Source organism: Kitasatospora albolonga (assembly GCA_002082585.1).
Taxonomy (GTDB): Bacteria; Actinomycetota; Actinomycetes; order Streptomycetales; family Streptomycetaceae; genus Streptomyces; species Streptomyces stephensoniae.
This window is the reverse complement of the sequence record CP020563.1, coordinates 2,614,172-2,633,949: the sequence shown is the minus strand read 5'-3', so window position 1 is coordinate 2,633,949 and position 19,778 is coordinate 2,614,172. Positions and strand designations below refer to the sequence as shown.

18 protein-coding genes and 1 riboswitch are annotated in these 19,778 nt (G+C 71.4%); of the genes, 12 read left to right on the top strand and 6 right to left on the bottom strand.

Annotated elements, in window-relative coordinates; translation table 11 throughout:
- Position 1: 1 nt before the first annotated feature.
- Positions 2-475 carry an AsnC family transcriptional regulator gene (locus B7C62_11375; protein ARF72808.1) on the bottom strand — a complete coding sequence of 158 codons (474 nt, stop codon included), beginning with the start codon at positions 473-475 and terminating at the stop codon, positions 2-4.
- 122 nt (positions 476-597) lie between these two features.
- Here B7C62_11375 and B7C62_11370 point away from each other — a divergent pair, with 122 nt between their 5' ends.
- Positions 598-1,743 carry a 4-hydroxyphenylpyruvate dioxygenase gene (locus B7C62_11370; GenBank protein ID ARF72807.1) on the top strand — a complete coding sequence of 382 codons (1,146 nt, stop codon included), beginning with the start codon at positions 598-600 and terminating at the stop codon, positions 1,741-1,743.
- A gap of 95 nt (positions 1,744-1,838) precedes the next feature.
- Here B7C62_11370 and B7C62_11365 read toward each other — a convergent pair whose 3' ends face one another.
- Positions 1,839-3,365, bottom strand: a complete 1,527-nt coding sequence (locus B7C62_11365; GenBank protein ARF77101.1) for a hypothetical protein — start codon at positions 3,363-3,365, stop codon at positions 1,839-1,841.
- A gap of 98 nt (positions 3,366-3,463) precedes the next feature.
- Here B7C62_11365 and B7C62_11360 point away from each other — a divergent pair, with 98 nt between their 5' ends.
- A complete protein-coding gene (locus B7C62_11360) occupies positions 3,464-4,831 on the top strand; it encodes an FAD-binding oxidoreductase (GenBank protein ID ARF72806.1) in 1,368 nt (455 codons plus the stop codon).
- Between the two features lie 44 nt (positions 4,832-4,875).
- On the opposite strand, the gene B7C62_11355 is transcribed toward B7C62_11360, so the two are convergent.
- Complete coding sequence (locus B7C62_11355; protein ID ARF72805.1) at positions 4,876-5,358, bottom strand: sporulation protein SsgA; 483 nt, start codon at positions 5,356-5,358, stop codon at positions 4,876-4,878.
- 247 nt (positions 5,359-5,605) lie between these two features.
- Here B7C62_11355 and B7C62_11350 point away from each other — a divergent pair, with 247 nt between their 5' ends.
- Both B7C62_11350 and B7C62_11345 read left to right on the top strand, forming a co-directional pair.
- The gene (locus tag B7C62_11350) at positions 5,606-7,240 is read left to right on the top strand and encodes a hypothetical protein (protein ID ARF72804.1); all 1,635 of its coding nucleotides are present in this window, start codon (positions 5,606-5,608) and stop codon (positions 7,238-7,240) included.
- A 180-nt stretch (positions 7,241-7,420) separates the two neighbouring features.
- Positions 7,421-8,104 (top strand): hypothetical protein, encoded by a 684-nt coding sequence (locus B7C62_11345; protein ID ARF72803.1) that lies wholly within the window; start codon positions 7,421-7,423, stop codon positions 8,102-8,104.
- Positions 8,105-8,168: 64 nt separating this feature from the next.
- Here B7C62_11345 and B7C62_11340 read toward each other — a convergent pair whose 3' ends face one another.
- Positions 8,169-8,504: a hypothetical protein gene (locus B7C62_11340; GenBank protein ID ARF72802.1), complete on the bottom strand. Its 336-nt coding sequence runs from the start codon at positions 8,502-8,504 to the stop codon at positions 8,169-8,171.
- A 371-nt stretch (positions 8,505-8,875) separates the two neighbouring features.
- Here B7C62_11340 and B7C62_11335 point away from each other — a divergent pair, with 371 nt between their 5' ends.
- Both B7C62_11335 and B7C62_11330 read left to right on the top strand, forming a co-directional pair.
- Positions 8,876-11,287, top strand: a complete 2,412-nt coding sequence (locus tag B7C62_11335) for a protease (GenBank protein ARF72801.1) — start codon at positions 8,876-8,878, stop codon at positions 11,285-11,287.
- Between the two features lie 124 nt (positions 11,288-11,411).
- Positions 11,412-11,807, top strand: a complete 396-nt coding sequence (locus tag B7C62_11330) for a hypothetical protein (GenBank protein ID ARF72800.1) — start codon at positions 11,412-11,414, stop codon at positions 11,805-11,807.
- Between the two features lie 28 nt (positions 11,808-11,835).
- Here the strand turns inward: B7C62_11330 and B7C62_11325 are convergent, their stop codons facing one another.
- Positions 11,836-12,432 (bottom strand): nicotinamidase, encoded by a 597-nt coding sequence (locus B7C62_11325; GenBank protein ARF72799.1) that lies wholly within the window; start codon positions 12,430-12,432, stop codon positions 11,836-11,838.
- A 212-nt stretch (positions 12,433-12,644) separates the two neighbouring features.
- Positions 12,645-13,973 carry a nicotinate phosphoribosyltransferase gene (locus tag B7C62_11320; GenBank protein ID ARF72798.1) on the bottom strand — a complete coding sequence of 443 codons (1,329 nt, stop codon included), beginning with the start codon at positions 13,971-13,973 and terminating at the stop codon, positions 12,645-12,647.
- Positions 13,974-14,052: 79 nt separating this feature from the next.
- Here B7C62_11320 and B7C62_11315 point away from each other — a divergent pair, with 79 nt between their 5' ends.
- From B7C62_11315 to B7C62_11290, 6 genes are all read left to right on the top strand, one after another.
- A complete protein-coding gene (locus B7C62_11315) occupies positions 14,053-14,370 on the top strand; it encodes an ATP-dependent Clp protease adaptor ClpS (protein ARF72797.1) in 318 nt (105 codons plus the stop codon).
- 61 nt (positions 14,371-14,431) lie between these two features.
- On the top strand, positions 14,432-15,043 hold the full coding sequence (locus tag B7C62_11310; GenBank protein ARF72796.1) for a hypothetical protein: 612 nt from the start codon (positions 14,432-14,434) through the stop codon (positions 15,041-15,043).
- Between the two features lie 323 nt (positions 15,044-15,366).
- Positions 15,367-16,812, top strand: coding sequence for a proline-specific permease ProY (proY, locus tag B7C62_11305; GenBank protein ARF72795.1), 1,446 nt, complete (start codon positions 15,367-15,369; stop codon positions 16,810-16,812).
- Between the two features lie 198 nt (positions 16,813-17,010).
- On the top strand, positions 17,011-17,433 hold the full coding sequence (locus B7C62_11300) for a peptidase (protein ID ARF72794.1): 423 nt from the start codon (positions 17,011-17,013) through the stop codon (positions 17,431-17,433).
- A gap of 47 nt (positions 17,434-17,480) precedes the next feature.
- Positions 17,481-17,641: riboswitch (cobalamin riboswitch) on the top strand.
- A gap of 37 nt (positions 17,642-17,678) precedes the next feature.
- Positions 17,679-18,680, top strand: coding sequence for a hypothetical protein (locus B7C62_11295; GenBank protein ARF72793.1), 1,002 nt, complete (start codon positions 17,679-17,681; stop codon positions 18,678-18,680).
- Complete coding sequence (locus B7C62_11290; GenBank protein ARF72792.1) at positions 18,677-19,717, top strand: iron ABC transporter; 1,041 nt, start codon at positions 18,677-18,679, stop codon at positions 19,715-19,717. Before B7C62_11295 ends, B7C62_11290 begins: the two co-directional genes overlap by 4 nt.
- Positions 19,718-19,778 lie beyond the last annotated feature (61 nt).

Genomic DNA, 19,778 nt, shown 5'->3' with positions numbered 1-19,778 from the left:
GTCAGTCGGTGTCCTGGGCCGCCTGTTCCACCAGCGGGATGATCCGCAGCGGAACCGGGTTCTCCATGACGATCGCCGTGGAGGCCCGGACAATGCCATCAAATCCGACAACCCGGTCGATCACCCGCTGAAGATCGGCGTTGGAACGGGCCACCAGCCGGCAGAACATGTCCCCGTGCCCGGTGGTGGTGTGCAGCTCCAGCACCTCCGGTACGCCGCCCAAATGGGCCCGTACGTCGGCGCCTTGGCCCTGCTTGATCTCCAGCGTCGCGAACGCGGTGACCGGATAGCCGAGCGCCGCCGGATCGACGTCCGGGCCGAACCCCCGGATGACGCCATTCGACTGAAGGCGGTCCAGCCGCGCCTGCACGGTCCCGCGCGCCACGCCGAGCCGCCGGGATGCTTCGAGGACGCCGATACGCGGTTCACGCGCGAGCAGCACGATGAGCCGGCCGTCCAGATGATCGATCGCCATGAGCGTCCCTCCAGTGGTCACCCTGTACAGATAGTCCGGCCATCATGGCGATCAACTGAACATATTGACCAGTGAATGCGCGAACTATTGCGCACCTTGCGATGCGGGGAGAGCCTTCGAACATGACTGAGACTCTGCACACCAGCCCCGACACCGCAGCGCAGGCCGACCGCTTCCCGGTCAAGGGAATGGACGCGGTCGTCTTCGCCGTGGGCAACGCCAAGCAGGCCGCGCACTACTACTCGACCGCCTTCGGCATGAAACTCGTGGCCTACTCCGGACCGGAGAACGGCAGCCGCGAGACCGCGAGTTACGTCCTCACCAACGGCGCCGCCCGCTTCGTCCTCACCTCCGTGATCAAGGCGTCCACCGAGTGGGGGACCTTCCTCTCCGACCATGTGGCCGCGCACGGTGACGGCGTCATCGACCTCGCCATCGAGGTCCCGGACGCCCGCGCCGCCTACGCGTACGCCGTCGAGCACGGCGCCCGCGGCCTCACCGAGCCGCACGAGGTCAAGGACGAGCACGGCACGGTGGTCCTCGCCGCCATCGCCACGTACGGCAAGACCCGCCACACCCTGGTGGAGCGCTCCGGCTACGACGGCCCCTACCTCCCCGGTTACGTCGCCGCCGACCCGATCGTCGAGCCGCCCGCCAAGCGCACCTTCCAGGCCATCGACCACTGCGTGGGCAACGTCGAGCTCGGCCGGATGAACGAGTGGGTCGGCTTCTACAACGAGGTCATGGGCTTCACCAACATGAAGGAGTTCGTGGGCGACGACATCGCCACCGAGTACTCCGCCCTGATGTCGAAGGTCGTCGCCGACGGCACGCTGAAGGTGAAGTTCCCGATCAACGAGCCCGCGATCGCGAAGAAGAAGTCGCAGATCGACGAGTACCTGGAGTTCTACGGCGGCGCCGGTGTCCAGCACATCGCGCTCGCCACCAACGACATCGTCGCCACGGTCCGCTCGATGCGCGCGGCCGGTGTGCGGTTCCTGGACACCCCCGACTCGTACTACGACACCCTCGGCGAGTGGGCCGGGGAGACCCGGGTGCCGGTCGAGACCCTGCGCGAGCTGAAGATCCTGGTCGACCGCGACGAGGACGGCTACCTGCTCCAGATCTTCACCAAGCCGGTCCAGGACCGCCCGACCGTCTTCTTCGAGATGATCGAGCGCCACGGCTCCATGGGCTTCGGCAAGGGCAACTTCAAGGCCCTGTTCGAGGCGATCGAGCGCGAGCAGGAGAAGCGCGGCAACCTCTGAGCCGTCCGTATCCCTCACAGCCGTACGTATCCCTCACACGACCGCGGTCCGGGGCAGCACCCCGGACCGCGGTCGTGCGTACAGGGACCGTTCGTTCAGCCCGTGGCCCCGGGACCGCCCGGCGGCGGATCGCCCAGCGCCTCCAGGGCCTCCCGGGCCTTCGGCGCGTCCAGCGGTGAGAACGCCGGGTTGGTCCGGAGCGCCTCCGCCAGATGGCGGCGGGCCGCACCGTGCTCGCCCAGCTGCCGTTCGATCACGCCCAGGTGGTACGCGTACGAGGCGTTCCGCACCCCCGTGTCCACCGCCTGCCGCGCGTACTTCAGCCCCTCCTCCGGCTGCCCCGCCCGGTGCAGCGCCCAGCCCAGCGCGTCCGCCACCGCCGCACTGCGGTGCTGCTTCTTCCACTGGGCGCGCAGCAGCTCCACCGCCACCGCCGGGTCCCCGTGATCGCTCTCGTACCGGGCCCGGAGCACCGACTCGTCCACCCCGGCCGCCTTCGACCGCGCGAGCAGCTTCTCCAGCTCGGCGTACTGGCTCCGGGCGTCCCCGTCGAGCCCCAGGGACGCGTACAGCTCCCCTAGTTCGAGGGCGTACAGCGGGCGCGGCAGCTCGGTGAGCACGCTCTGGTACGCGGCCAGCGCCTCGTCCGTGCGGTCCAGCGCGGCCAGCGCCCGGGCCCTGCCCGCCAGGGACGTGTGGTGGCCGGACTCCGTGCGCAGCGCCGCGTCGAACTGCGCGAGGGCCTCCTCCGGCTCGCCCCGCTCCCAGGCCAGCTCGCCGAGCCGGTGCAGCGCCTCGGCCTTCTCGGCGGGCGTCCCCGCCCGGTCGGCGGCCTCGCGGGCGGTGGCCAGCGCGTCCTCGCGCCAGCCCTGGCCGCGGTAGAGCTCGGCGGTCCGGGCCAGCGCCGGGACGCCCTTGCGCAGCTCGCCGAACCTCTCCGTCGCCTCGGTCGCCGCCTTCCGGTCCCCGAGGCCGGTGTACGCGTCGATGAGGACCGGGTACACCCGCCAGCTGTCCGGCTCCTGCTTCCGTACCGTCTCGCCCCACCGCTTCGCCGCCAGGAAGTCCTGCCGCGCGTTGGCCAGGGCCGCCATCCCCACCCACGCCTCGCCGTTGCCCCGCTCACCCGGCCGCGCCTCCAGCGACCGCTTCAGCGCCTCCTCGGCGCGCCCGTAGTACGCCGCGTCCGCCGAGCGCCGCCCCCACTCCACGTACGCCGAACCGAGCGTCGCCCACGAGGGCGCGTCCTTCGGGTGGGCCTCCACCCACTGCTGCCGGTCCCCGATCAGCGCGGTCAGGTCCGAGAGGGAGGCGGGGGAGCCCGCGGTCGCCGCCGCCTCGGCCCGCTCCACCGGCCCCGGCTCCTTCGGCGCGTCCCGCCCCCGGTCCGGTACGGCCACCAGCGCCCCGGCCAGCAGCACCCCCGCCGCCACCGCCCCGAACGCGGCCCGGCGCAGGGTCGTCCGCAGGGTGGGAGGAGGCGGCGGTACGGCGGTGGCGCCTTCGGCGGGCGGCGCGGAGGGCTCTTCGCCGGACATCGCATCGGGGGCCCCGGCACCGTGCGGGGACGGCTCCGTCGGCCGGCGGCGGGACTCGGGCTCCTGCTGGGGCATGACATCCATGGCCATCACTGTGCGTCAGTCATACGAGCACACCGCGCCTTGGGATCGCTGCCGCCGACGGGTTCACACCTTTGGCCCCCGAGTGCCACGCTGGAACCATGAGCGATCTTCTCGAACGCCTGCGCACGGAGCTCCCCGCCGAGGCCCTGATCACCGATCCGGACGTCACCGCGTCCTACGCCCACGACATGGCGAGCTTCTGCGCGGCCGGAACCCCGGCCGTCGTCGTGCTCCCGCGCACGGTCGAGCAGGTCCAGCACGTCATGCGCACCGCCACCGCGCTGCGCGTCCCGGTGGTCCCGCAGGGCGCCCGTACCGGCCTGTCCGGCGCGGCCAACGCCTCGGACGGCTGCATCGTGCTCTCCCTGGTGAAGATGGACCGCATCCTGGAGATCAGCCCGGTCGACCGGATCGCCGTCGTCGAGCCGGGCGTCGTCAACGCGGTGCTGTCACGCGCGGTGAACGCACACGGCCTGTACTACCCGCCGGACCCCTCCAGCTGGGAGACCTGCACCATCGGCGGCAACATCGGCACGGCCTCCGGCGGCCTGTGCTGCGTGAAGTACGGGGTCACCGCCGAGTACGTCCTCGGCCTCGACGTCGTCCTCGCCGACGGGCGGCTCCTGACCACCGGCCGCCGCACGGCCAAGGGCGTCGCGGGCTACGACCTCACCCGTCTCCTCGTCGGCTCCGAGGGCAGCCTCGGGATCATCGTGAAAGCCGTCCTCGCGCTGAAGCCGCAGCCGCCGCAGCAGCTTGTCCTCGCCGCCGAGTTCCCCTCGGCAGCCACCGCCTGTGACGCTGTGTGCCGGATCATGGAGCGCGGTCACACGCCGTCACTCCTCGAACTGATGGACCGGACGACCGTGCGTGCCGTCAACGAACTGGCCTCCATGGGACTGCCCGAGACCACCGAGGCGCTCCTCCTCTGCGCCTTCGACACCCCGGACCCGGCGGCCGACCTCGCCGCCGTCGGAGCCCTCTGCACGGCGGCGGGGGCCACCGAAGTGGTCCCCGCCGACGACCCGGCCGAGTCCGAACTCCTCCTCCAGGCCCGCCGGATGTCGCTCACCGCGCTGGAGGCCGTCACGTCCGCCACGATGATCGACGACGTCTGCGTCCCGCGTTCGCGGCTCGGCGCGATGCTGGAGGGGACCGCCGCCATCGCGGAGGAGTACGGACTCACCATCGGCGTCTGCTCCCACGCGGGCGACGGCAACACCCACCCCGTCGTCTGCTTCGACCACACCGACCCCGACGAGTCCCGCCGGGCCCGCGAGTCCTTCGACGCGATCATGGCGCTCGGCCTGGAGCTGGGCGGGACCATCACGGGCGAGCACGGCGTCGGCGTCCTCAAGAAGGAGTGGCTCGCCCGCGAACTGGGCGAGACCGGCATCGCGTTGCAGCGCTCCATCAAGGCCGCCTTCGACCCGCTCGGTCTCCTCAACCCCGGCAAGCTCTTCTGAACACCCGCCTCCTGCGGGGCCCCGCACGCCCTGGTGAGCCGCCCTCACGCCTCACCGTCCTGGGACGGCGACTCGTCCGCCGACCACGGGTCGCTCAGCCACAGGTCGTCCGCCGGCAGCGGGGCCAGCAGCTCCGCCAGCGCCTCGTCGATCCCGAGCCGGTCGGCCTCGGTGCCCGGCGGCACGATGCGCAGGGTCCGCTCCACCCAGGCGGAGACGGCGGCCGAGGGCACCTCCAGCAGGGCGTTGCCGTCGGGGGAGGTGAGGGCCACGCAGACCACGCTGCGCCGGTCGACCTTCGTCGGCCAGATCCGCACGTCCCCGTGCCCGCACGGCCGGAACACCCCTTCCACCAGCAGCTCCCGGGCGAACGTCCAGTGCACGGGCGACTCGGAGCCGATGTGGAAGGCGATGTGCACGGCGTACGGGTCGTCCGTGCGGTACGTCAGCCGGGCGGGGACCGGGATGGACCGCTCGGGGGACAGGACGAGCTTCAGCTCCAGCTCACGTTCCACGATGTTCATCATGAGAATGCACGACCTTCCGGTGCTCATGGGCCGGTCCCGTGACCGTCCCGCACAAGGAGAGAGCGCCCTCCCCGCCACCTATTACGCGACTTCTCAAAAAAACTTCGATCCGTCGCGAAAGTGGTCCCAAACAGTCGGACCGGCCCGGGGGCACGTGGCGGTCTGATAGATGTGGACCCTTGTATTGAGGCCGTCCGCCCGCACTCCGGGGACGGCCTGAGGCCGCGAAGAGATACGGGACCCGCTGATGAGCGCGCCAACTCCGGCACCCGGTGACGAGAGCCCCCGCGAGGGCTACTACCCCGACCCCTCCATCCCCGGTTACGTCCGGTACTGGAACGGCGCGTCCTGGGTCCCCGGTACGAGCAGGCCCGCGCCCCAGCAGCCCGCTCCGGCGCCCTCCGCGGCCCCTGCCCCGCAGGCCGCCGGTGCGCAGGCCGGGCCGGTGGAGGAGACCGGGCCGATCTTCTTCGACGAGGAGGAGGCCGGTCCGGCGGAGGGTCCGGGCGGCTCCGGTGAACCCGCCGCCGGGTCCGTCTGGCAGGCCGACTCCGCGCGCCAGACCGGCTTCGGCGGCGAGCGTGACCGCCGGGTCTCCTGGGGCGGCGGCCCGGCCCCGGAGCCCGCCTCCCCCGGGGCCCGGCCGCCCCTCGCCCAGGACCCGACCGGCGGCGCGCTGCCGGGGATGCGGGACGGCGGTGGCGGCGGCCGGACGCCGGAGGAGGCGGGGGCGCGCCCGCCGACCGAGGGGACGGTCACGATCCGCGCGGTGGGCCCACGGGCGGACGCACGGGGGAGCGCCCCGCAGCCCGGAGCCGTACAGCCGAATCCCGTACGGCCCGACGCGGCACAGCTGAACGCCGTACAGCCGAACGCCGGTACGCCGCAGGGGCCGCAGAACGTGAGCGCGGCGCAGCGGCCGGTCCTGGCACCGGCTCCGGAGCCCCGCCCTCTCCCGGCCCGGGCCCAACAGACGGCCCCCGCTCCCCAGGAGGCGCGGCAGGGGCCGGTCCGGGCCCCCGAGACCCCCGCCGCGCCCACCCCCGTACCTCCGGCGGCCCTGCACACCCCGCTCACCCCGGGCCCCGGCGGCGGGTCCGCCTCCTGGGCGCAGCAGGTCCACCAACTGGCCCAGCCCGAAGCGCAGCAGCAGCAGCCCCACCAGCCCCACCAGCAACAGGCGCTCCAGCAGCAACCCCAGCACCAGACACCCCAGCAGCACCAAGCCCCTCAGCAGCAGCACCAGCAGCAGCCGGTGCCCCACCCTCACCCCCTTCCGTCCCAGCAACAGCAGCCCCCCTTCGCGCAGTCCGGGACGGCGGCGGCGGACCAGCCCGTCGTGCCCTGGAAGCCCCCGGCGGCCGACGACCCCTTCCAGCAGCTGGTCCGCTCCCAGACCTCGGCCAGGCCCGCCGGACTCGGCAAGCGGTTCGCCGCCCGGCTGGTCGACACCCTGGTGCTCGGCGCGGTCGTGGGCGCGGTGGCCGTCCCCCTGGCCACCCGGGCGCTGGACCACATCGACCGGAAGATCACCGCGGCCAAGCAGACCGGCGAGACCGTCACCGTCTGGCTGCTGGACTCCACCACCGGGGCGCTGCTGGGGGCCCTGCTCGCGGCCTTCCTCCTCCTCGGCTTCCTCCTGGAGGCGCTGCCCACCGCCAAGTGGGGCCGGACGCTCGGCAAGAAGCTCCTCGGGCTCGACGTACGGGACATCGAGTCCCACGAGACGCCCACGCTGGGCGCGGCCCTGCGCCGCTGGCTCGTCTACGGGGTGCTGGGGCTCCTCGTCATCGGCGTGGTCAACGTGTTCTGGTGCCTGGTCGACCGCCCCTGGCGCCAGTGCTGGCACGACAAGGCGGCCCGCACCTTCGTAGCGGGCTGAGGGCGGCCGGGCGGGCGGGGCTTCCGACGGCGGCTGGGCATCGGCCGGGGCGGCTGGGCATCGGCCGGGCGGCTGCGCGGGCGGCCTCCGGAGGCCCGCCGTAGACTCGTATGCCGCCCCGCGTCCCCCGAACGCACCTGAGCCGTTGCGGGCCCCGGTGGCACGGGGTGCACTGCCCCCATGAGCAACGACCAGCCGACGCCCGGCCAGCCGCCCGAGGACGACGATCCGTTCCTCAAGAAGCCGCAGGAGCCCCCGCCGCCGTCAGACGGTCAGCCGCCGTACGGTCAGCCGCCGTACGGGAGCGCGCCGCCCCCTCCGCCGCCCCCGCCGCCGAACGACCCGTACGGCAGCGGCGGTGGCTTCGGGGCGCCCGATCCGCTGGCCGGGATGCCGCCGCTCGCCGAGCCGGGCAAGCGGATTCTGGCGCGGCTGATCGACTTCCTCATCATCTCGATCCCGCTGTACCTGATCTCGCTGCCGTGGGGCGGCGCGGTCGACGTCACCACCGACGACGGCGACGGGTTCGGCGACGCGATCAGCAACTCCTACACCGGCAACCAGTTCGTGTGGTCGCTGATCGGCCTGGCCGTCTACATCGCGTACGACACGTACTTCACGCACAAGGACGGCCGCACGCTCGGCAAGCGGCTGCTGAAGCTGCGGGTGGCGATGCTCAACGACGGGCGGGTGCCCGACACGAGCGCGGCGCTGACGCGGGCCGCCGTCCTCTGGGCCCCGGCGCTGCTGTGCTGCCCGTGCCTGTGGTGGCTGATCAACATCGTGCTGATGTTCACCGACAAGCCCTACCGGCAGGGGCTCCAGGACAAGGCGGCCAAGACCGTGGTGGTCGTGGCCCGTTAGGCAGGCCGAAGGGCGGTCGGGCCGGGCGCGTCCGCCGGCCCGGCCGCCCGGGGCGTCCGGTCGCTCAGCGGCGCAGTGAGTGCTCACCCGCCCGCTGGTCCGCCCGCTGGGAGGGCCGGGCGGCCGGGACCCGGTGCCGGGCCCCGGTCCCGTCCACCGCGCGGTGCGCGACGGCCGCTCCCGGGTGCGCCGCGTGGAGCCGCGCGCTCTGCCCGGGACGGGGCTGGGGCTGCGGCTGGGGCAGGCGTACGGCCACGAGCAGGCCGAGCGCGAGCCCGGTGGCACCGGCGAGGGCCACGCCGAGCCCCGATTCCGTACCGGAGAGCAGCAGCAGGGCGAGGGTCGTACAGACGACGGTGGCCGAACCGTAGACGAGCTGTGCGGCAGTCGGACGCGGCATGGCGGTTTCCGTCCTCGGGACGTCGGATGGTCGGGCGGTCGGCACGCGTGCACAGGTGCGTTCCGACCCTACGACGGTGGATGCCCGACCCGGACGGGTAGTAAGCGTGACCTAACCCACGGTACCGGTGCACAGGGGGCGCACGGAGTCACGTCTCTCACCAACCGGACGGTGCGGCGCGCCTGTTGGGAGCGATCCTGTCCGGATACCGGAAGGGCGCTCCTGCATAGTGCACTTGGTCTGTTCAAGTCAAGGTCTGTCTTTTCTCTCGCAACTCCGATCGAATGTCGTCACTTGTGACGCGTTGCGCGCGCGGCCCTCTCCATACCCCCCTGGCCGCTGCGCGGACGCCCGGGGAGGACTGCAATCAAGTGACCAATCAGAGACGGGCGCTTCGCACCGCCGCTGTTGTCGTGGCCATGGCCGCCACCGCAGCGACGGCGTCGACCTTCGCCACCGCCCAGGCGCATGACACCTCGTCAGCTCCCGCCGCTTCCGCGGCTCCCACCGTCGACCGCCATGACCCGGCGCCCGGCAAGGGACACGTGGAGCACAACCTCGAAGGTCCCTTCAGCGAGCAGCAGGCAGCGCAGCGGGAGGCAGCGCTGGAGCAGGTGCTCGCCGGGGACAAGAAGGTGACGAACCGGAGCGGCTCCAAGGTCGTCAAGCTCGGCGACAAGAAGTACGTGGAGCTCGGCCGGGAGAAGACCGACAAGATCTTCACCATCCTGCTGGAGTTCGGCGACAAGGTCGACGACACGACCATGTTCGACCCGGACGGCGACGGCCCCAAGCCGCCGGTCAAGAAGTACGGCGGCACGCCCGGCCCGGCGCACAACGAGATCGCGAAGCCGGACCCGAAGAAGGACAACAGCACCGCCTGGAAGGCCGATTACAACCGGGCGCACTTCGAGAAGCTGTACTTCGGCGAGGGCAAGGGCGTCCACTCGCTCAAGACCTACTACGAGAAGACCTCCTCGGGCCGTTACTCGGTCGAGGGCACGGTCTCCGACTGGGTGAAGGTCGAGTACAACGAGGCCCGTTACGGCTCCAACTACTGCGGCCAGTCCAACTGCGCCAACGTCTGGGACGCCGTCCGCGACGGCGTCAACGCCTGGGTCGCCGACCAGAAGGCCAAGGGCCGCACCGACGCGCAGATCAAGGCGGACCTGGCCGAGTACGACCAGTGGGACCGCTACGACCACGACGGCGACGGCAACTTCAACGAGCCGGACGGCTACATCGACCACTTCCAGCTCGTCCACGCCGGTGAGGACGAGTCGGCGGGCGGCGGCGCGCAGGGCGGCGACGCCATCTGGGCGCACCGCTGGTACGCGTACGGCACCAACGCGGGTGCGACCGGCCCGGAGTACAACAAGGCCGGTGGCGCGCAGATCGGTGACACGGGCATCTGGGTCGGTGACTACACCGTCCAGCCCGAGAACGGCGGCCTGGGCGTCTTCGCCCACGAGTACGCCCACGACCTCGGCCTGCCGGACCTGTACGACACCTCAGGCGGCGGCGAGAACTCGGTCGGCTACTGGTCCCTGATGTCGGCGGGCTCCTGGCTCGGCACCGGCAAGGGCCAGATCGGCGACCTGCCGGGCGACATGACCTCGTGGGACAAGCTCCAGCTGGGCTGGCTCGACTACGAGACGGCCAAGGCGGGCAAGACCTCGCTGCACAAGCTGGGCGTCTCGGCGTACAACACCAAGAACCCGCAGGCGCTCGTCGTCGAGCTCCCGGCCAAGTCCGTCACCACCACGGTCGTCAAGCCCGCCGAGGGCGTGAAGCAGTGGTGGAGCGACCGGGGCGACAACCTCTCGAACACGCTGACCCGTTCGGTCGACCTGACCGGCAAGTCCGCCGCGAAGCTGGACCTTTCGGGCTGGTACGACATCGAGGCCGACTACGACTACCTCTACACCGAGGTGTCCGACAACGGCGGCACCAGCTGGACCGCGCTCGACGGCACCGCCGACGGCAAGCCGATCCCGCGCGACGCCAGCGACAAGCCCGCGCTGACCGACGTCTCGGGCGCGTACAAGAAGCTCTCCTACTCCCTCGACGCCTACGCGGGCAAGAAGATCGACCTCCGCTTCCGCTACCAGACGGACGGCGGCGCGGGCGGCAACGGCTTCGCGGCCGACGAGATCACCGTCACGGCCGACGGCGCCACCCTCTTCGCGGACAACGCCGAGGACGGTGACAACGGCTGGACCTCGAAGGGCTTCTCGCGGATCGGCGAGTCGTTCACGCAGGACTACCCGCAGTACTACATCGCGGAGAACCGCCAGTACGTGTCGTACGACGAGACCCTCAAGGTCGGCCCGTACAACTTCGGCTTCGCCACCACCCGCCCCAACTGGGTCGAGCACTACGCGTACCAGACGGGTCTGCTCGTGTGGCTCTGGGACACCTCCCAGAAGGACAACAACACCTCCGTCCACCCGGGCGAGGGCCTGATCCTGCCGGTCGACTCGCACGCGAAGCCGCTGAAGTGGAAGGACGGCTCGATCGTGCGCAACAAGATCCAGCCGTTCGACGCCCCGTTCAGCTGGTACCCGAACAAGGGCTTCACGCTCCACAACAAGGACGTGCCGCTGAAGATCCAGCCCTCCCTGGGCAACCCGGTCTTCGACGACCGCAGGGGCACCTACTGGTACAAGGAGAACCCGACGGGCAGCGTCAAGGTTTCTGACACCAACACCCGCATCTCCATCGTGCACGAGCCGCTGAACGGCTCCACGATGACCGTGCTGGTCAGCCCCTCGGGCCGATAATTCCGTAACACCGCAGGTCAGAGCATGATCGGCCGTCGCCCTCTAGCGGGCGGCGGCCGATCGTGTTTAGGTGCGTCTTGTTCACATCCTTATTGACACGACGTCTCACGGGGGAGTGCGGAGCATGGCAGGCGGAGGTTTCTGCAGGTTGCCGAACGGCACGGTGGTGGTGGCGCTGACCCTCACCGGACCACCGTCCGGCGGTACGGGGACGGGGCCCGGGGCCCCGGTACGGGTGCTGGTCCACGCGGCGAACCGGGCGCGCGCCCTGACCAGGCTGCGCAACCTGGGGCTGCGGGCGGTGTACCTGCGCGGCAACGACCGGCCGCCCACCCCGGACGAGGTCACGGCGGTGCTGCACCACCCGGACGGCCTGCTGTGGCGGGCGGCGGCGCCGGAGGTGCCCGGCCAGTCGCCGCAGGCGCAGCTGTCGCTCCAGTCGGCCCAGGAGCTGTGGCACCCGATCCGGGCGCTGCTGGGCCCGGCGGGATACGCCGGACCGGCCCGCCCGGCGGCGTAGGGCGGGCCGTACGCGGCTGCCGCGGGCCCTACAGGGCCTCGGCCACGACGGGCTTCCCGGAGAGCTTCACGCCCGCCGCCCGCAGCTCGTCCAGGGCCTTCTCGGTGGTCGCTGGGGCGACCCCGGCGGTCAGGTCGAGCAGCACGTGGGTGACGAAGCCCTCACGGGCCGCGTCCAGGGCGGTGGCCCGTACGCAGTGGTCGGTGGCGATGCCGACCACGTCGACCTCGGTGACGGACCTCTCGCGCAGCCACTGGGCGAGGCCGGTGCCGTTCTCGTCGGCGCCCTCGAAACCGCTGTACGCGGCCGAGTACGCGCCCTTGTCGAAGACGGCCTCGATGGCCCCGGAGGCGACGGCGGGCGCGAAGTTCGGGTGGAAGCCCACCCCCTCGGTACCGGCGACGCAGTGCACCGGCCAGGAGTCCACGAAGTCCGGGGTCTCGGAGAAGTGGTCACCGGGGTCGACGTGGTGGTCCCGGGTGGCGACCACGTGCCGGTAGCCGGGCTGGGCCGCCCCGATGAGGTCGGTGATGGCGGCGGCGGCATCGGCACCACCCGCCACCGCGAGGCTGCCGCCCTCGCAGAAGTCGTTCTGAACGTCCACGACGATCAATGCGCGGTGCATGACGGGTGTCCTTAGGTGGGTGGGGGAGGTGAGCGGTGGTGTTGCGGTGTCCATGACTGATGGTTCACGGGGATGGCATTGAGCGTAGGGACTGGGGCCTGACAATCAACCCCTACCCACTCGGGCCCGGGGCGCCCACCCCGGCCCGTCCGGCGTCCGGGGGCGGAACCCCGGCGGTGGGGACCCCGCGCCTTCTGGGCCGGGCCGCGGCCTCACGCGTACTCCGTGACGATCACCGGCTCGCCCCGCGACAGCTGCATCGCCGACATCGGCAGACCGGCCCGGGCCGCCACATGCCGCTCCCGGGCCGCCTCCAGCGGTTCCCGCGCGACCACCTCGCCGCCCCGCACCAGCTCCACCAGCAGTTCCCGGCCCGCCAGCTCCCGCGGCACCGCCCCGGTGCCGATCACCTCGGCCTCGGCCACGCCGTGCTCGTCGGCCCGGCGCGCGGCCCACTTGCGGCCGCCCTTCGACGCCTTCGCGCCCAGCGACTTCTTCGCCACCGGCACCAGCGGAGCGTCCGGCTCCGCCGACCCGGCGCGGGCCACCAGCTTGTAGACCATCGAGCACGTGGGGTGCCCGCTCCCGGTGACCAGCTGGGTGCCGACCCCGTACGCGTCCACCGGGGCGGCGGCCAGCGAGGCGATGGCGTACTCGTCCAGGTCCGAGGTCACCACGATCCTCGTGCCGGTGGCCCCCAGCTCGTCCAGCTGCTGCCGCACCCGGTGCGCGACCAGCAGCAGATCGCCCGAGTCGATCCGTACGGCCCCGAGCCCGGGCCCCGCGATCTCCACCGCCGCCCGCACCGCCTCGGTCACGTCGTACGTGTCGACCAGCAGCGTGGTGCCCCGGCCCAGCGAGTCCACCTGGGCCCGGAACGCGTCGCGCTCGGTGTCGTGGAGCAGGGTGAAGGCGTGCGCGCTGGTGCCCACGGTCGGGATGCCGTAGCGGAAACCGGCCGCCAGGTCGGAGGTGGCGTCGAACCCGCCGACGTACGCCGCCCGCGCCGAGGCCACCGCCGACAGCTCGTGGGTGCGCCGCGCGCCCATCTCGATCAGGCGGCGGCCCCCGGCGGCGGCCGACATCCGCGAGGCGGCGGCCGCGATGGCGGAGTCGTGGTTGAGGATGGAGAGGATCACCGTCTCCAGCAGCACGCACTCGGCGAAGGAGCCCTCCACCCGCAGGACCGGCGAGCCCGGAAAGTACACCTCGCCCTCCGGGTAGCCCCAGATGTCGCCGCTGAAGCGGTAGTCCGCCAGCCATTGCAGGGTCGGCTCGTCCACGATCTCCTGCTGGCGCAGGAAGCCGATCATCTCGTCGTCGAAGTGGAAGTTCTCCACCGCGTCCAGCACCCGCCCGGTGCCCGCGACGACCCCGTACCGCCGCCCCTCGGGCAGCCGTCGGGTGAACGCCTCGAAGACGGAGCGGCGGGAGGCGGTGCCCGCCTTGAGTGCCGCCTGCACCATGGTCAGTTCGTACTGGTCGGTGAAGAGCGCGGTCGACGGAACGCCGACCCGTCGCCCGAGGTCCGCTGAGTTCATGGCTGGGATGCTACCCCCTATTCGTCAGAGTGACGAGATGTGGGGTCCGTTTGTGCGTCCGGGCCGCCCGGGTGGCAGCATGGGACAGGTGAGCGTTGCTACCCCCGTAGAGATCGAACGTCCTGATTCGGCCGAGGAGACCTTCGCGGTCCCCGAGCCGGACGTCCCGTGGGTGACGCTCGTCCACAACGACCCGGTCAACCTCATGAGCTATGTGACCTACGTTTTCCAGGCGTACTTCGGCTACTCGAAGGACAAGGCCCACAAGCTCATGCTCGACGTGCACCAGAAGGGCCGTGCCGTCGTCTCCAGCGGGAGCCGTGAGGAGATGGAGCGCGACGTCCAGGCCATGCACGGCTACGGGCTGTGGGCCACCCTCACCCAGGACCGCAACTAGCCCCTGGCGCCCCTCGCCCCGACCGCTGTCCCGCCCCGTCCGTTCCACCATCGGAGAATCCATGGCCGGCCATTTCGAGGCCACCCCGGGCGGCGGCGCGGCCGTCGCGCTCGACGAGGTCGAGATCTCGATCCTGCGCTCCCTCGCCGTGCAGCTGCTCGAACTGATCGGCCCGGGCGACACGCCCGCCGAGGGCGAGGACCCGCTCGCCGCGCTCTTCGCCGAGGGCCCCAGCAAGCCGCCCTCCGACCCGGCCCTGGCCCGGCTCTTCCCGGACGCCTACGGGGGGCCCGACGGGGCCGCGCCCCGGGGCACCTCCGAGGAGGAGCTGCGTGAGCTGTCCGCCGAGTTCCGCCGGTTCACCGAGAACGACCTGCGCTCCCGCAAGCGCGAGGACGCCCTCACCGTCGTACGGACCCTCGACTCCCTCGCCTCCGCCGGGGACGGCGGAGGCGTGCTCACCCTCACCGCCGTCGAGTGCCGCGCCTGGCTGGGCTCGCTCAACGACCTGCGGCTCACCATCGGCACCCGGCTGGAGGTCTCCGACGAGGACGAGGGCGAGGACGGTTCCCTCTACCGGCTCCCCGACAGCGACCCGCGCAAGCCGATGGTGATGGCCTACCTCTGGCTCGGCGCGCTCCAGGAAACGCTCGTCGAGACACTGATGCCGTAATCCTCCGGCCCCGGGCGGCGGGGCGTCCGTGTTCGCTCAACGGACGCTCAGATCCGGGTAATGATCCCGCCAAGACATAAGCGCCTTTCCTGGCGGATGGAGCTTCTTGTCCGCTTTTATCTGTGGGATGCGCCACAGAATGTCCCATGGTGTCCTGTGACGGCCGTGATAAATCTTCACGATCGCCCGGGGACGCCACCCCTGTTCCCGGGGTCGCCACAAGCCGGCCGAACGCCGGCGGCACTCCATCCATATCCGGGGGGATCAGGACCTGATCCGCAGCCTGCACGGCGCGGATCGGCGTGGAGAAAGGCGCACCACACATGACATCGGCACAGGTCGACGAGGGACAGGCCGACAACGGAAAGCCCGGCGCGGACGCCGGGGAGGCCGTGACCAGTGGCGAGGGGTACCAGCGCGGTCTGGGAGCCCGTCAGATCCAGATGATCGCCATCGGCGGAGCCATCGGCACCGGGCTCTTCCTCGGCGCGGGCAAAGCGATCGACCGGGCCGGACCGAGCCTCATCCTGGCCTACTGCCTCGCGGGCCTGGTCATCTTCTTCATCATGCGGGCCCTGGGCGAACTCCTCATGTACCGCCCGGTCTCCGGCTCCTTCTCGGAGTACGCCCGCGAATTCATCGGGCCCTTCTTCGGATTCGTGACCGGCTGGACCTACTGGCTGTTCTGGGTCGTCACCGGAATCACCGAAGTCACCGCCGCCGCCACCTATATGACGTACTGGTGGAACATTCCGCAGTGGCTGTCCGCCCTCGTCTTCACCATCATTCTGTACGGCGCCAACCTGATCTCCGTGAAGCTCTTCGGTGAGCTGGAGTTCTGGTTCTCCATGGTCAAAGTCACCGCGATCGTCGGCATGATCCTCATCTGCGCCGGAGTCCTGACCATCGGCTTCTCCGACGCGGGCGACACCGCGACCGTCTCCAACCTCTGGAACGACGGCGGGTTCTTCCCGAACGGCATCGGCGGCATGCTGATGACGCTCCAGATCGTCATGTTCGCCTTCCTCGCCGTGGAACTCGTCGGCGTCACCGCCGGGGAGTCCAAGGACCCCAAGACCGTGCTGCCCAAGGCCATCAACACCGTGCCGTGGCGCATCGCCGTCTTCTACGTCGGCGCGCTGATCATGATCCTGTCGGTCGTGCCGTGGTCCACCTTCAAGCCGGGCGTCTCGCCGTTCGTGAAGGCGTTCGAGGAGATGGGGCTCGGCGTCGGCGCCGCCATCGTCAACTTCGTCGTCCTGACCGCCGCGCTCTCCTCCTGCAACTCCGGCATGTACTCCACCGGCCGGATGCTCCGCGACCTGGCCATGAACGGACAGGGCCCGCGCGCCTTCACCAAGCTGACGAAGAACGGCCTGCCGCTCGTCGGCACGACCTTCTCCGCCGCCCTGATGCTGGTCGGCGTCTGGATCAACTACCAGTGGCCGGGCGAGGCGTTCCACTACGTCGTCTCCTTCGCGACGATCTCCGGCATGTGGGCCTGGATCATGATCCTGATCAGCCAGATCCGCTACCGCCGCCTCGCCGACGCGGGCATGCTCCCGCACTCCTCGTTCAAGGCCCCGGGCGCCCCGTACACCAGCTGGTTCGCGCTCGGCTTCATCGGCCTGGTCATCGTGATGATGGCGATCGACGAGGAGGCCAGGATCTCGCTCTACTGCGCCCCGCTCTGGGCACTCCTCCTCGGCGTCTCCTACCTGATGCTCAGGTCGCGCGACCCGGAGAACACCGCCTTCGCCAAGCGCTGACCCAGGCTCCGCCGAGCACCCCACCCGCTCGCGCCGAGCACCGACCCCGAGGGCGGGCCCGACACCACGGGCCCACGACCGGCCCTCCTCCCGGGCGCCCCGGCCGCTCCCCCTCCCCCCACGGCCCCGGCGTCCACCATGCGGGCCCTCCCGTACCACCCACCGGTACGCGAGGGCCCGCATGCCTATCCTCTTGCCATGCTGACCATCACCCAGGCGCTCCACGACCAGATCGTCGCCCACGCCCGCGCCGACCACCCCGACGAGGCGTGCGGTGTGGTGGCGGGACCGGCCGGGACCGGGCGCCCCGAGCGCTTCATCCCGATGCTCAACGCCGCCCGCTCGCCCACGTTCTACGAGTTCGACTCCGGCGACCTCCTCAAGCTGTACCGCGAGATGGACGACCGCGACGAGGAGCCCGTGGTCATCTACCACTCCCACACCGCGACCGAGGCGTACCCCTCCCGCACCGACGTGACGTACGCCAACGAGCCCGGCGCCCACTACGTCCTGGTCTCCACCGCCGACACCGACGGCGCGGGCCCCTTCCAGTTCCGCTCGTACCGCATCGTGGACGGCGTGATCACCGAGGAAGAGGTGCAGGTCGTCGAGGCGTACTGAGCCGCAACGTTTGTCGCCCGGGGGCCCCGCCGACCCTCCGGATCGGTCTGGCACACTGCACCCCAGACCCGAACACAAGGCAGCGGGAACCAGGAAGCCGGTGCGATTCCGGCACGGTCCCGCCACTGTGACCGGGCCCTCTCCCGTACGGACTCCGTACCGGAGAGGGCCCGGAAGCCAGGAACTGGCCCGCCGCCTTTCCGCATCGACCAGGGGACGCGGAAATCCCCCGGAGAGGCCCCGCCATGTCCCGGCGCACCCCCGCGCTCATAGCCGCCGCCGTGCTGCTCCCGCTCGCCCTCACCGCCTGCTCCACCTCGGAGACCTCCACCGACGCCCAGGGCAGGCCCGAGGCTTCGGAGAAGAGCGACGGCTTCCCGTACACCGTGAAGAACTGCGGTGTCACCAGCACCTTCAAGGCCCCGCCGAAGCGCGTGGTCACCATGAACCAGCACGTCACCGAGATCATGCTGGAGCTGGGCCTGGCCAAGTCCCTCGTCGGCACCGCCTACCTCGACGACAAGGTCCTGCCGAAGTACGCCAAGGACTACGCCTCCGTCCCGGTGATCGCCAAGGAGTACCCCTCCTACGAGCAGGTCCTCGCTTCCAACCCCGACTTCGTCTACGGCGGCTACGCCAGCGCGTTCGCGGCGGGCGACGGCCGCAGCCGCGAGGCGTTCAAGAAGTCCGGCATCGAGAGCCGCCTCAACACCGAGAGCTGCGCCAAGGCCGACACCCCGATGGAGACCCTCTACGAGGAGGTCCGCGAGGTCGGCCGCACCTTCGGCGTCGCCGACCGCGCCGAGGCGTGGATCAAGCAGGCCAAGGCCGACAACGCGGCGACCGCCGAGAAGCTCAAGGACCTCAAGGCCCTCCCCGTCTTCGTCTACGACAGCGGCGACAAGACCGCGTTCACCGCGGGCGGCAAGGGCATCGGCAACGAGCTGATCAAGCGCGCCGGCGGCACCAACATCTTCGCCGACCTCGACAAGTCCTTCGGGGACGCCTCCTGGGAGAACGTCGTCGCCCGCAAGCCCGAGGCGATCGTGATCTACGACTACGGCGCCACCACCGTCGAACAGAAGAAGAAGCGCCTCCTCACCGACCCGGCCCTCGCCGACGTCCCCGCCATCAAGAACAAGCGCTTCGCGGTCATGCCCCTCTCGGACGTGGTCCTCGGCGTCCGCGTCCCCGCCGCCGTCGACAAGCTCGCGGCCCAGCTCCACCCGGCGGCCACCACCCCGTGACCTGCCGCGCCCCCGCACCCCGGCGGCTGCTGCGCTACACCCTGGTCGTCGGCGTCCTCGCCGTACTCCTCGCAGCCGCCGTGGTCGCCGCCCTCGCCCTCGGCTCCGTCCGCATTCCGCCCGGCCAGGTCATCGACATCCTGACCGGGCGGGCGGAGGCGAGCCCGTTCCGCACGATCGTCCTGGACGTGCGGCTGCCCCGGGTCCTGCTCGGCATCGTCGTCGGCGCCGGACTCGCCGTCATCGGCACGGTCCTCCAGGCCCTCGTACGGAACCAGCTCGCCGACCCGTTCCTCCTCGGCGTCTCCTCCGGCGCCTCCACCGGCGCGGTCGTCGTCATCGTCCTCGGCATCGGCGCGTCCCTCGCCACCACCGTCACGATCCCCGCCGCCGCCTTCGCCGGGGCCCTGCTCTCGCTGCTGCTCGTCTACACCCTGGCGCGCGGCGGGGGAGGCCTCACCACCAACCGGCTCGTCCTTGCCGGGGTCGCCGTCTCCTACATCCTCTCCGCCCTCACCAGCCTGATCCTGGTCACCTCCGCCCGCGCCGACCACCTCCAGGAAGTCCTCTACTGGACCCTCGGCGGCCTCGGCGCGGCCCGCTGGGACATGCTCGCGCTCCCCACGGTCACCCTGATCGCCGGTACGGCCGTGCTCCTCACCCTGGCCCGCCCGCTCGACCTGCTCCTGGTGGGGGAGGAGGGCGCGACCGTCCTCGGGCTGGACACCGCCCGCTTCCGGGCCGCCGTCTTCGTCCTCGCCTCCCTGATGACCGGGGCGCTCGTCGCGTACAGCGGGGCGATCGGCTTCGTCGGGCTGATGGTCCCGCACATGGCCCGGATGGCGGTCGGCGCCTCGCACCGCGCGCTGCTGCCGGTGGTCGCGCTCGGCGGGGCGGTGTTCCTGGTCCTCGCGGACCTGGCCGCCCGGACGCTGGCCGCCCCGCAGGACATCCCGGTCGGCGTGCTCACGGCCCTGACCGGCGGACCGTTCTTCCTGTGGATGCTGCGGCGCAGGCCGGAAGGGGCGCCCGCGTGAGACGACCCGTACGCCACCGGCAGGGGAGCGCCCGTGTGACCGCACCGCCCGAAGGAGCCCG